11 protein-coding genes are annotated in these 13,036 nt (G+C 37.8%); all 11 read left to right on the top strand.

Annotation, left to right across the window (positions count from 1 at the left end; translation table 11 throughout):
• Positions 1-86 precede the first annotated feature (86 nt).
• The 11 genes from tssA to tssJ all read left to right on the top strand — a co-directional run bounded on the left by tssA (position 87) and on the right by tssJ (position 13,025).
• Entirely contained in the window at positions 87-1,637 is a 1,551-nt protein-coding gene (gene tssA / locus AVFI_RS05235; protein WP_188863262.1) for a type VI secretion system protein TssA, read from the top strand.
• Positions 1,638-1,652: 15 nt separating this feature from the next.
• Positions 1,653-2,153, top strand: coding sequence for a type VI secretion system contractile sheath small subunit (tssB, locus tag AVFI_RS05230; protein WP_005418723.1), 501 nt, complete (start codon positions 1,653-1,655; stop codon positions 2,151-2,153).
• A 3-nt stretch (positions 2,154-2,156) separates the two neighbouring features.
• Complete coding sequence (gene tssC / locus AVFI_RS05225; RefSeq protein ID WP_011261636.1) at positions 2,157-3,632, top strand: type VI secretion system contractile sheath large subunit; 1,476 nt, start codon at positions 2,157-2,159, stop codon at positions 3,630-3,632.
• Positions 3,633-3,721: 89 nt separating this feature from the next.
• Complete coding sequence (gene tssE / locus AVFI_RS05220) at positions 3,722-4,147, top strand: type VI secretion system baseplate subunit TssE (protein WP_017019098.1); 426 nt, start codon at positions 3,722-3,724, stop codon at positions 4,145-4,147.
• A complete protein-coding gene (gene tssF, locus AVFI_RS05215) occupies positions 4,144-5,895 on the top strand; it encodes a type VI secretion system baseplate subunit TssF (RefSeq protein ID WP_155661714.1) in 1,752 nt (583 codons plus the stop codon). Before tssE ends, tssF begins: the two co-directional genes overlap by 4 nt.
• Positions 5,859-6,899: a type VI secretion system baseplate subunit TssG gene (gene tssG, locus AVFI_RS05210; protein ID WP_155661715.1), complete on the top strand. Its 1,041-nt coding sequence runs from the start codon at positions 5,859-5,861 to the stop codon at positions 6,897-6,899. The genes tssF and tssG overlap by 37 nt, the downstream gene beginning before the upstream one ends.
• Entirely contained in the window at positions 6,896-9,478 is a 2,583-nt protein-coding gene (tssH, locus tag AVFI_RS05205) for a type VI secretion system ATPase TssH (protein ID WP_054775604.1), read from the top strand. Before tssG ends, tssH begins: the two co-directional genes overlap by 4 nt.
• Positions 9,479-9,483: 5 nt before the next feature.
• Positions 9,484-11,052 carry a sigma-54 interaction domain-containing protein gene (locus AVFI_RS05200; RefSeq protein ID WP_155661716.1) on the top strand — a complete coding sequence of 523 codons (1,569 nt, stop codon included), beginning with the start codon at positions 9,484-9,486 and terminating at the stop codon, positions 11,050-11,052.
• Positions 11,053-11,054: 2 nt separating this feature from the next.
• Entirely contained in the window at positions 11,055-11,183 is a 129-nt protein-coding gene (locus tag AVFI_RS20425) for a hypothetical protein (protein ID WP_005418710.1), read from the top strand.
• Positions 11,184-11,186: 3 nt separating this feature from the next.
• On the top strand, positions 11,187-12,497 hold the full coding sequence (gene tagH, locus AVFI_RS05195; protein ID WP_017019103.1) for a type VI secretion system-associated FHA domain protein TagH: 1,311 nt from the start codon (positions 11,187-11,189) through the stop codon (positions 12,495-12,497).
• A gap of 36 nt (positions 12,498-12,533) precedes the next feature.
• Positions 12,534-13,025 (top strand): type VI secretion system lipoprotein TssJ, encoded by a 492-nt coding sequence (gene tssJ / locus AVFI_RS05190; protein WP_012534191.1) that lies wholly within the window; start codon positions 12,534-12,536, stop codon positions 13,023-13,025.
• Positions 13,026-13,036: the final 11 nt, after the last annotated feature.

Raw genomic sequence — 13,036 nt, 5'->3', positions numbered from 1 at the left:
ATTTACTATTTCTATATAAAAATAATTTTAATAATAATTAAATCAATACAATCTGACTTGAACAACATCATTTAGCTAGGGTAAATATGTTTTCTTACGACTCAATCCTTTCTGATATATCAGATAAGGATCGCTTAGGCACAGATTTAACTTATGAGCCTGAGTTTGAATTAATTGAAGAAGAAATAAAAAAATCAACGAATCTGTTTGCTACAAGCAAGACGGACTGGTCTGCCGTGCATGATAACTCATTGAATTTACTAAATGAAACTAGTAAGGATTATAGGTTACTTTACTGGTTGTGCTTATCTATAACTAAGAGAAATCTTGCTATTGATCATAATGAGTTAATCCGTGTTATTAATGATTTCATCATTAAATTCAAAGACGATATTTACCCAAGAAGAAAAAGAAGTCTATATTCCTCTATTAATCAAATCATTAATATAATTACAGATACCACAAAATCTATTATCGATAATATAGACAATATAAATGATGCAGATATATTAATTACACAATTATCAGTATTAGATGATTCAATTGAGTCTATTTTTGAAAATAATACAGATAATTTATCTTCTGTTATTTCATTAATCAAAAAACTTAAAAAACGTTTAAAATCAGAAACCGAAAATAATGAGATAGTAACAGCACAATCTATACCATCTGCACCAACACAAGCTCCATCAACAACATCAACTATCTCATTTTCTCAAGATGACATCACAAACGATAGAGATGCAAATAAAGCATTTCGTCACTTACAAGATGTAGCGAGAACACTCTCAAAATATTGGTTATCTCAGAAACTTAGTGACGAAAAAGTGTATCAATTAAACCGGACTTTAACCTGGTTAACCATATCTCAATTGCCAGCAAGTAATGACGATAATGTAACTATGTTAAAGCCTGTTCCTCAGGCCAGAATACAATATTTTCAACAATTAAAAGCAGAATTAAATCACTCTACATTAATTATAGAAATGGAAGAGAGCCTTTCTAAATCACCATTTTGGATCGATGGTCATTTCATGGTTTGGGAAAGTCTAACCGCACTTAATCATCATGATGCAGCACAAAACATCACTGATCAGCTGTCTTTATTAATCAACAAAACACCAAGCATCACGGATCTTAAATTCGATGATGGAACTGAGTTTGCTAGTGAATCAACAAAGGCTTGGATACAACAGCAGTGTTCGATTTCAACTCATGCTGCTACTGCCCCAGTAAATCATTTCGATGAATCACAAAATAGTAGTGACTGGGAAGATGCCTTCCAAGAAGCTCTCACATTGTTACAGCAGCACAGTTTAAACGAAGTGATGCAACCTCTTATTCGCGGTCATCACCAATCACGTTCCGATAGAGAAGCCTTTTTTTGGCAATTTACTCAAGCAAAACTGCTATTTCAATCCAGTAAATACGATTTAGCTAATTCACTTTTCTCATGGCTTGATAAGCAATATTCCCAATCCGTACTCGCTCATTGGGACCCTATTCTGGAAGAACGTTTACTTGAACTGTGGCTTCAATGCCATAACAAATTATCTAAAAAAGACCAAGACAGTCAGTTGCTGACACACATACGTGAAAGACTCTGCTGTTTAAACCCAATACGAGTTCTTAATTAAACCCAAGGAGACCCCATGTCAAAAGATGGATCTGTTGCACCAAAAGAACGTGTAAATGTGACATTCAAACCAGTAAGCGGTGACGCTGCAGAAGATCTTGAACTTCCACTGAAAATGATGGTTCTTGGTGACTTTACTCAGCAAGAAGATGATCGAAAACTTGAAGATCGAAAACCATTTAATGTTGATAAAAGCAATTTCAATGACGTTATTGAAAAACAAAACTTAAACATCTCTTTTGGTGTGAAAAACCAACTTCAAGATGATGGCGAAGGAAATGAGGAAATAGCAGTCGATCTAAGTTTTAAACATATCAATGATTTTGATCCTTCAAGCATTGTTGAGCAAGTACCTGAACTAAAAGGCTTAATGGATTTACGTGAAGCGCTTGTTTCTTTAAAAGGCCCGTTAGGCAATGTTCCTGCATTTCGCAAAGCAATTGAAGATGCCCTTGTTGATGATGAAGCTCGTGAAAAACTACTAAGTGAATTAGGTCTAGTGACAGAAAAGGAATAAGACATGTCAGATACAAGCACAGCACAAGAGCTAGATAATCAAGTTACTGTTGGACTTCTTGATCAAATCGTAGCTCAAACTAATTTAACTCCAGAAGATGAAACATACGGTATTGCTAAACGTGGTGTCAGCGCTTTTATTGAAGAGTTATTAAAACCTCAGAATCAAGAAGAGCCAGTCAAAAAAGCACTGATTGATAAAATGATCACAGAGATTGATCAACGCTTAAGTAAGCAAGTTGACGAAATTCTTCACCACTCTTCTTTTCAACAACTTGAATCAGCTTGGCGTGGATTAAAATTACTCGTTGATCGCACCGATTTTCGTGAAAATATTAAAATCGAAGTAATTAATGTATCTAAAACTGACTTGTTAGAGGACTTCGAAGATGCTTCAGAAATTACTCAATCAGGACTCTACAAGCATGTCTACACTAACGAGTTTGGTACATTTGGTGGCCAACCTGTTGGTGCTATTATTGGTAATTATGACTTTGGTCCTTCTGCGCCTGATATTAAAAACCTTCAAAACCTGGCTTCTGTAGCAGCGATGTCTCATGCACCATTTATTTCAGCCGCTGGTCCTAAATTCTTTGGCTTAGAATCATTTGAGGGATTACCTGATCTAAAAGATCTTAATGATCATTTTGAAAGTCCTCAATATGCAAAATGGCAAAGCTTCCGTGAGCAAGAAGACTCAAGATATGTAGGCTTAACATTACCTAGATTCTTATTACGTCAGCCTTATGACCCAGAAGAAAACCCTGTAAAAGCGTTCAATTACCATGAAAATGTTTCTGCTACTCACGAAGATTATTTATGGGGAAATACCGCTTTTACAATGGCAACTCGTATCACTGAAAGTTTTGCTAATTTCCGTTGGTGTCCAAATATTATTGGTCCTCAATCAGGTGGTGCAGTGGAAGATCTACCCCTCCACCACTTTGAAAGTATGGGAGATATTGAAACTAAAATCCCAACAGAAGTTCTTGTTTCTGACCGCAGAGAGTATGAATTAGCAGAGGAAGGCTTTATTGCTCTCACTATGCGTAAGGGCTCAGATAATGCGGCTTTCTTCTCTGCCAATTCCGTTCAAAAAGCGAAGTTTTTTGGCAATACCGAAGAAGGTAAAAACGCTGAGTTAAATTTCCGTTTGGGCACGCAACTCCCTTACTTGTTCATTATTAGCCGTCTTGCACATTACATTAAAGTGCTACAGCGTGAACAAATCGGTAGCTGGAAAGAACGTACAGACTTAGAACAAGAGTTAAACACTTGGATTCGTCAATACATTGCTGATCAAGAAAATCCACCAGCAGAAGTTCGTAGCCGTCGTCCACTTCGTGCAGCCAATATCGAAGTAATGGACGTTGAAGGCAATCCAGGTTGGTACAAAGTAAACCTATCAGTTCGCCCACACTTCAAATACATGGGTTCTGATTTTACTTTGTCGTTAGTTGGTAAATTGGATCAAGAGTAATCCCTTTCACCCTGTGTTTAGTAAAAGTCTAATTATTGACAATAAACACAGGGTATTTCACAGGGTGTTAATGGAATAAAGAGTGAAATATGTCGAACCAACGATTATTTGAACGACTATTAAGTGGTACAACACAAAGCAATCAATCTGTCACGGCACAGCATATGACAGAATCAATTCGCTCACACGTCAGTCAGTTACTTTCAACAAGACAAGGGGCTGCATTGATCTGTCCTGATTTAGGCTTGCCAGATCTTAATATGTCTCACATGAGTCCGCATGATGCCATCCTTCATATTAAACGCGAGGTTGAACGTGTTATCGCTCGCTATGAAACGAGAATCATTAATCCTCAAGTCCGCTATTTAGGTGATATCTATAACCCTTTACGTCTCTATTTTGATGTCAGTGGTGATGTCATCATTAATGGGAAAAATACCGCTATTTCATTTACCGCTCATGCTCAAGCCGCTAACCGCAACGCTGAAACCAATATTACACAAGGTGCAGCATGAGTTTTAATCATTACTATCAATCTGAATTAGCGGCACTACGCGAATTAGGAAAGTCGTTTTCGAGAGAAAATCCGGCTCTAGCGCCTTATTTAGGGCAAGAAGGATTAGATCCGGATATTGAGCGATTATTCGAAGGATTCGCTTTTTTAGTTGGTCGTTTACATCAACGCTTAGATAACCAATTACCTGAATTAACCCATTCATTAATGCGTCTATTATGGCCTAATTATGTTCAAGCAATTCCGGCAATGAGTACTCTGCAATTTACACCAGCAAGTGAAGCAACCCAAGCATCAATAATTAAGCGTGGTACGGAAGTGCTTAGCCAACCTATTGATGGCGTTCAATGTAAGTTTAAAACGTGTTTTGATGTTGATATTTACCCTGTATCTCTTCATTCATCGTCTTTTACAGCAAATGGGCATGGTGGCATTTATCAACTACGATTGGAATTACCTTCAGGAATCGATCTAGCATCGTTAAATATGAAACAGTTACGTGTTCATTTTAATGGTGACAAAGCCAGTTGCTTGTCTCTCATTATGGCACTTTGCTCTTCCACCACTCAAGCTGAGTTTTGCGCTTTGGATAAAGAGTTAGAACAAATCAATCGCTCAACGTTTCCAATCCATAGCATTAAACCTGTTGGCTTTAAAACCAATGAAGCTATTTTTGATTACCCTCTCAATACATTTGAAGGCTACCGACACATTCAAGAATTTTTTTGTTACCCAGAAAAATATTACTACATTGACTTAACTGAGTTACCAGTTTGGCCAGCTCAGTTTAGTCAAGGGTGTAAATATGTCGATTTAAAATTCACGTTAGATAACATCACACAACAGCCTTTTTACGCTAATCGTGTTCAACCAGAGCTATTTTGTACCCCAATCGTTAATTCATTTAAAAGTGATACTCAACCACTCTTACTTAACCACAGAAAAGATCATTATAAGATCACACCGGTTTCTTTAAATGACGATAGCAGTACCATTTTATCTGTCAAAGAAGTACACGGTTGGAACCCAGGACAAAAAGGTCGTATCGATTTTTACCACTTTGAATCATTTGAACATAATGAAAATAAAAATCGCTCAAACTATTACAGTATCCGCCAAGAAAAGAACATTGTCAGTGGGCACTTTGATACGTATCTATCGTTTCGTTCTCAACACACCTTTACCAATAGCGTGACGGTTTCTATTGCCGTTACTGCATGTAATGGGGCATTAGCTCAGCGTTTATCTGTAAACTCTATTACAGAAACAACAGATCAAACAACTGGTTCAGCAACATTTACCAATATCAGAACAGTAACGCCTTGCTACACCCCACCCATTGATAAAGATGGTCTTTGGTCACTCATATCAAATATGTCACTTAATTATCTTTCATTAACCAAGCCAGAAGCGTTTAAACGCATTTTGCTTGCTTATGATTTTGCTGGCCAACAAGATGATGCAAAAGGAAAAAAACATAAAAGACTGATCGATGGCATCGTAAATATATCGACCAAACCTTGCGATATGTTATATGAAGGTGCTCCTGTACGAGCAATGAATACACAACTTCATCTCAACACGAAGCACTTTTTATGTGAAGGCGAGCTATATTTATTTTCCACTGTAATTAATGAATTTTTATCGCTTTATACCAGTATGAATTCATTCAACCAATTGCACGTTACAAGCACTGATGGAGGAGACTATTCATGGCTACCACGAATGGGGCAACAACCTCTAATTTAGTCTCGATAACATCAAATCAAATTCCTATTCAATTAGGAATAACCATTGAACATATTGGACATTTATCTTTGATGAAGGCATTGGATCATGTATGTCATCACTTAAAAACCAATCATGATGAGTGGGATCTTGATCAGGCCTATGATCGCATTCAATTTGTAGCGAACCCTTCTCAAGGTTTCGCTCCTCGTGAGATTCAAAGTATTAAAGTAATCACTCATGATGATGGGCTACCAAAAGTCATTATGACGTTAAATATGCTGTCATTAATTGGTGCTTCATCGCCCTTACCTGCTTTTTATAATGATTATTTACTCCAAGATGAAAATAACGTTCTAAAGTCATTTCTTGATATTTTCCATCACAGATTACATCGTTTAATTCGTAGTGTTTGGCAAAAATACCGTTATAACGCAGCGTTTAGAGAAGGCGCCAATGATCCGTTTTCACAATATATCTTTGCATTACTTGGATTAAAAAATCCTGAACTGCGTGATGATGACTCAATTAACTGGTCTCGCTTATTTCCTTACCTTGGTTTACTAAGCCAAAGGGTAAGATCAGCAAATACAATCGAAGCGCTATTACGATATTACTTCCAGCATTCAGCGATACATATTGAAGAGTGCATTCTTCGTCATTGCTCAATACCAACACAACAACTCTGTGAATTAGGGCAGAACAATGCCGTACTTTCTAGTACCTCTGTTTTGGGCAGTAGTGCACCAGATAGAGCAAATAAATTTCGTATACATATAAAAGAATTAACGTGGGATCACTTCCACTCTTTTTTAACCGATAAACCAAATTGGATCGCACTCAATCAATTAGTGCAATTTACCGTTAAAGATCCACTCGATTTTGATATTCAACTTCATTTAAAAAAAGATGAACCCCGTCCATTAACCTTATCAGTCGATAATGAATGCTGCTTAGGTTGGACGAGTTGGCTAGGTTCAAACCCAAATGAAGGACGTATTACACTTTCAGGGAAAACATTATGATTAACGTAGAACTACCTCAATTAATTAAAACATTAGATAAAGAGTCACATCTTGCGTTAGAGCAAGGTGCACAATTATGCGTCACTCGTGGCGGTAATGAAGTGTTATGTGAAGACTTTATTCTTGCGGCACTGAATAATCCACAAAGTTTTTGGAATAAAGCTTGTCAGCAATACAATGTATCTACTGATGTTTTAATTGAAGCGCTACAACACGGAAGAAAAAGCACCTCATCTGAAAGTAATCACCCCGTTTTATCAACTGCGTTAATTGAATGGCTTCAAGAAAGTTATCTTTTCTCCATGCTAGAGATGCAGCTTTCTGAAGTATTAGCAGCGAACTTACTGCTGACTCTCCTTTCCCATCCAAATAAATATGGGCATACCCCCTATTACCGTGAACTCAGTGTCATTCCTATCGCTTCATTAAAACAACAGGTTGAAGGCTTAGTCAGCTGCGCGAATCAAGATTCTCAATCCTCTGCTGAACATCAAAATGCACTCGATGCATACACGACCAATTACACACAATTGGCGAAAGATAATAAAATTGATCCTGTTTTATGCCGAGATTCTGAAATTCGTCAAATGATCGATATTTTAGCCCGTCGCCGTAAAAATAACCCAATGATTGTTGGCGAAGCGGGGGTTGGCAAAACTGCATTAGTAGAAGGTTTAGCAATAAAAATAGCTCAAGGAGAAGTACCCGATATGCTTGAAAATGTCGCCCTTCTCTCTTTGGATCTTGGGTTACTTCAAGCAGGTGCAAGTATTAAAGGTGAATTTGAACGTCGCTTAAATTTGGTTATCACAGCAGTTCAAGAAAGTCCGACACCTATTATCTTATTTATTGATGAAGCACATACTCTAATTGGTGCTGGTGGACAAGCAGGTAGCAATGATGCAGCCAATCTTCTAAAACCAGCTCTTGCTCGAGGTGAATTACGTACAATAGGTGCAACAACGTGGTCTGAATATAAAAAATACATAGAAAAAGATCCTGCACTTGCACGACGTTTCCAACCGGTAAAAGTAGACGAACCAAATGTTAGTCAAGCTGTAACAATTTTACGAGGTCTTGCAGAGCGTTATGAAGAAAGCCACGGTGTTTATGTAAGAGATGATGCCATTATTGCCGCTGCTGAATTATCTGCACGTTACATTAGCGGTCGTCAACTACCAGATAAAGCCATCGATCTTCTTGATACAGCTTGTGCACGTGTGAAGATCAATTTAAAAGCCAAGCCTGAGTCATTAGAAACGTTATTACATATTATCGCTATTACTCAACGTGAGCTTGATTGTGTATTAAGAGATCAACAAGCAGGAATTAATATTGAAGAAAACACCATTACTCAATTGAAAGAAAAGCTGTCTCAAACCCACCTTGAAGCTGAACAGTTAGAGCAAGAATGGCAAACACAAAAAGAATTAGCCGAAGCACTGCTAACTTCTCGAATTGACATTGCACTATGTGATGATGAAGAAGAAAAGCATCGATTAATTTGCAACCAGCAAGAGATACATCAAGCGCTATCGGATGCACAACACACACACTCTTTAGTCAATTACGAAACCTGCCCATCTTTGGTTGCTGAGGTAGTATCCCATTGGACCGGAATTCCAATGAGTACATTACAACGTGGACAAGCGACTCAAGTACTTACGATAAAATCAAAGCTAAAAGAACAAATCAAAGGCCAAGATCAAGCCGTCATCGCCTTAGAAAAAGCAATCCAAGCCACTGCAGCAGGATTAAACAACCCTAATTCTCCAACTGGTGTATTTCTTTTTGTTGGTCCAAGTGGTGTAGGAAAAACTCAAACCGCTCAAGCCATTGCCGATTTAATGTATGGCGGCGAACAATTTCTTACCACTATCAATATGTCAGAGTTTCAAGAAAAACACACCGTATCTCGCCTAATTGGTTCGCCTCCTGGCTACGTTGGATATGGTGAAGGCGGTGTGTTAACTGAAGCCGTTCGTCAACGCCCTTATTCAGTTGTATTACTTGATGAAGTCGAAAAAGCAGACCCTGAAATCATGAACCTTTTCTATCAAATTTTTGATAAAGGCGTAGCTAATGATGGTGAAGGAAGAGAAATCAACTTCAAACAAACGCTAATAATCATGACCTCAAACTTAGCCTCTGATCAAATTGAAGCCCTTTGTAATCAAGAAGAAAAACCGACAACAGATGCATTAACTAAAGCCATCCGTCCAACGTTAAATCAGTACTTTAAACCAGCCTTAGTCGGACGAATGACCGTTGTCCCATTCTTCCCTCTTGATATGGAAAGTATGGAAGCCCTTGTAGATATTCGCCTTAAACAATTAACCGAACAGCTGTCATTGCAACAAATCACTCTTCATTATGACGAAGCAATCATTCAACACATTGCTCAAAGTTGTACATTAACTGAAACCGGTGCGAGAAATATTGATGCCATTATTAATGGACAACTAAAACCTGCATTTTCATCCCAAATACTGCTAGCACTGGCTAGAAAAGAACCATTGACCAGTATATCTCTATGTATCGATGAAAATGGCCAAGTCTTTTGCGAGTTTGAGGACTAGCCATCATGCCAGAGCTATTAATGAATATTACTTCAGAACAACAAAGTGACTTTAATAAATTCACTCAATGTTGGTTATCTGGAATTTTAAAACACAGTGGTGCCCAAAAGGTAATTTGCTTTTTATCGCAACCTTCTGGTGCACAATTATTTAAAATGGCTGAAGGTTATTCTGACTCTAAACATCAACCTCAAATCACCTCTTTGCCTTTTGAGAATAAACACGACAAAAATAACATCATTAATACCGATTATCGTGAATTTAATACGTTAACTCTCTGTATGAGTGAAGGGCGTAATTTTAATCTTCATTTTAGTCAATGTACTGATGATATTAAGCATATTTTATTCGAACAATCAGAGTATTACACTCTAACCGATGGTGAAGTTGAATTTATGCCATTAAGAAATTCACAACAAAGAATTTCAGGCGTACTCATGTTCTATTTCTCCAATTTTAGTACCTACCAAAAAAGCGATCGCCAAACAATTTATACCCTTAACTCACTTGCTATTGACCGAATCGCTCTAGCAATTAAAAACAGTTACGCTTTATTGGATCAAAAGATTGCTCCTCATTCATCAACAACCCACATCCCATCGGATTTTAATATTGTGGGCGATAGTAGTGCGATAAAAGAGGTACGTCTTAATATATCTAAAGCACTGCATATTAATCGCAACGTGCTAGTAACTGGTGAAACAGGAAGCGGTAAAGAGCTTATCGCAAAAGCTATTCATCAATTTGGTAATAGAAGAAATGAGCCATACGTTGTACAAAACTGTGCTTCTATTCCTGAACACCTACTTGAAAGTGAGTTATTTGGTTATCAAAAAGGAGCGTTTACTGGAGCGGATAGAGATTACATTGGTTTAATCCGCTCAGCTGATAAAGGTATCCTCTTTTTAGATGAAATCGGAGATATGCCAAGCTCACTGCAAGCCAAGCTGCTCCGCGTATTAGAAGAGAAAAAAGTTCGTCCGTTAGGGTCAACTACCCTTTACGATATTGATGTCAAAGTCGTTGCAGCAACACATCAAGCTTTAATCAAAAAAATTGAGCAAGGTGAATTCCGTCAAGACCTCTATTTCCGTTTAGCACAATTTACCATCGCACTTCCTCCACTTCGAGAGCGTTATGGCGACATCTCTTTATTGAGTCAATTTTTTGCTAAACATTATGCTTTAGAGCTTCACCAACCCATTCCCGCATTAACTAATGAGTTTATCAACTACCTTGATAATTACGCATTCCCAGGGAATGTTCGTGAGCTAAAAAACATCATAGAGCGTTGCTGTATGGAGGCACCTGACTGCCAACAATTGGATAAATCCATCATAGAAAAAGTCTTGAATAGCATCATGATGATGACGCCAAAAGAGAAGAAAGAGCAGACGTTAACTGGCAGTTTATCTTCTCAAATAGACCAATTTGAGAAGAACGTTTTAATGCAATATTTAGAGAAACATCAAGGGCATCTACAGACCATAGCTAACCGACTAGAGCTATCAAAAGGTTCTCTTGATTATCGATTACGAAAATTCAATTTGTCCGCCAAGGAATGGAGATATTAAGCATGTTGTTACGCTTTTCACTAATCACAACCCTATTACTGCTGTCAGCATGCAGCAATTACGATGAATATCGTCCTGTTGGCAACCCTGCTCCACAAGAGCAAACCACGTTAGTTTCAGAGGAGGAATAAAAGATGGAACTGGCTTTTGATATTATTCAATCACAAGATTTACCTATTGATACCTTACCTACTTTTACCTTCAAAAAGGCTGGTGGAACCATTGGTCGCAGTCCAAATGCCGATTGGTATATTGCAGATAGTAAAAGACAATTATCAAACGTTCATGCTTCAATTAGCTTTGAAGATGATCAATTTTTTATTACCGATAACAGTACCAATGGCACCTACTTCAATGGTGAAGAAGCATCACTGAATAGCGGTGAATTACATCCTGTATCTCATGGGGATGTTTATGAGCTTGGCTTCATTAAAATTCGTGCTCGTCTATTACAAGACCCAACCAATTATCGCTCACCAGAAACAAATCCAAATGCCTCTCGTGATCCTTTATCAAACCATGGTACGGATGAATCACCATCGGTATTTGACATGATCCCTGATGACAGCTTTTTAAGTGATGGACCAATTGAAGAACTATTAAATTCAGACGAAGAAATCATTCTAAAACAAGTAGAAGAATCGACACCTTCTCATACACAAATGGATGATGTGCTACTTAAAGAGCAATTCATTTCTCCAATATTTAATGAAGAAGAACTTAGCAATGATTCCCTTGATGATGAGATTGAGCTAGAACCGACTTATCAACCAAAAAGATCAAAGGAAAAGATCAATACAACCTCTAAAAAGAAAATAGATAGCATCACAAACAAAGAAGTACCTGATGCACAAGTAACCTCAAACGAGGCTTATTTAGCTGCATTATCTAAAGGATTAGGCATCGAACTTACTAATCTCGAAGATCCAGAACAAACCTTATTTGATATTGGATCAGCGCTTCGCAGTTCAGTAAATGGCATCCAACAATTGCTACGTACGCGTACTGAAATCAAAAATAAATTAACAGCGAATGCCACCACGATTCAAGGCCAAGGTAATAACCCAATAAAATTCACCCATGATGTTAACGATGCACTCAATATCATTATTCATCATAAACCTGGGTATCTACAAGGGATTGAAGCCATCAACCAAAGCTGTAAAGACATCCAAGCGAATCAATTGGCTATTCATGATGCTTGCCAACATACGTTAGATGCATTGATTGAAAAACTCTCTCCAGAAACGCTGATATATCGCTTTGTGCAAGACGGAATACAAAGCAAGTTTGGTAAACCTGACGCCAAATATTGGCAGGCTTACAGCAAACTACACAAACAAATCAGTAAGGACCCTGATTGGCGCAACGCATTATTAGAGCAAGATTTTGCTAAGCAATATGAATCTCAATTACAAATGCTCACAGCAGCACTTCGTGTGTAATGAGCATAAAGAATTAAGGATAAGGACGTATTCACTATGAAACAATTATTTACCTTCATAGCTCTATTGTTACTCATTGGGTGCAGCAGCACACCTGATCCAACTTACGTAGCGCTTACTCTCAATGCATCTGCAAATGTTAACCCTGATCATGCGGATCGCCCCTCGCCTCTAGTGGTAAGGGTATTGGAGTTATCTTCCATTACTGGCTTTGAAAATTCAGAATTTTTTGATTTATACAATAATGCAAAATCAACCTTAGGAACGGATTTTATCGCAGAAGAGGAAATCATCTTACGCCCTGGCGATAAGAAAATCATCAAATTAAAGCTCAGTGAAAAAGGACAATATTTAGCCGTTATCGGCGCTTATCAAGATATAGATAATGCAAAATGGCATTACATATACACAGTTGAGCCAGAAGAGGCGCAAAAAGTAGAATTGATCGCTACCGACTCTTCTATCGTCAAATTAAAACGCGTGAAAAAGAAAAATAACGCCCCACAAAGCAATAATGCGCGAATTTAGAGGATAGATAA

The sequence above is a fragment of the Aliivibrio fischeri ATCC 7744 = JCM 18803 = DSM 507 genome, assembly GCF_023983475.1.
Taxonomy (GTDB): domain Bacteria; phylum Pseudomonadota; class Gammaproteobacteria; order Enterobacterales; family Vibrionaceae; genus Aliivibrio; species Aliivibrio fischeri.
The sequence above is the reverse complement of the archived record's forward strand: the minus strand, read 5'-3'. Positions and strand labels throughout refer to the sequence as shown.

Bases quoted from the DNA above. Each gene is read 5' to 3' on its own strand.
- tssA (WP_188863262.1), top strand. From the start codon at position 87: ATGTTTTCTTACGACTCAATCCTTTCTGATATATCAGATAAGGATCGC.
- tssB (WP_005418723.1), top strand. From the start codon at position 1,653: ATGTCAAAAGATGGATCTGTTGCACCAAAAGAACGTGTAAATGTGACA.
- tssC (WP_011261636.1), top strand. From the start codon at position 2,157: ATGTCAGATACAAGCACAGCACAAGAGCTAGATAATCAAGTTACTGTT.
- tssE (WP_017019098.1), top strand. From the start codon at position 3,722: ATGTCGAACCAACGATTATTTGAACGACTATTAAGTGGTACAACACAA.
- tssF (WP_155661714.1), top strand. From the start codon at position 4,144: ATGAGTTTTAATCATTACTATCAATCTGAATTAGCGGCACTACGCGAA.
- tssG (WP_155661715.1), top strand. From the start codon at position 5,859: ATGGCTACCACGAATGGGGCAACAACCTCTAATTTAGTCTCGATAACA.
- tssH (WP_054775604.1), top strand. From the start codon at position 6,896: ATGATTAACGTAGAACTACCTCAATTAATTAAAACATTAGATAAAGAG.
- AVFI_RS05200 (WP_155661716.1), top strand. From the start codon at position 9,484: ATGCCAGAGCTATTAATGAATATTACTTCAGAACAACAAAGTGACTTT.
- AVFI_RS20425 (WP_005418710.1), top strand. From the start codon at position 11,055: ATGTTGTTACGCTTTTCACTAATCACAACCCTATTACTGCTGTCAGCA.
- tagH (WP_017019103.1), top strand. From the start codon at position 11,187: ATGGAACTGGCTTTTGATATTATTCAATCACAAGATTTACCTATTGAT.
- tssJ (WP_012534191.1), top strand. From the start codon at position 12,534: ATGAAACAATTATTTACCTTCATAGCTCTATTGTTACTCATTGGGTGC.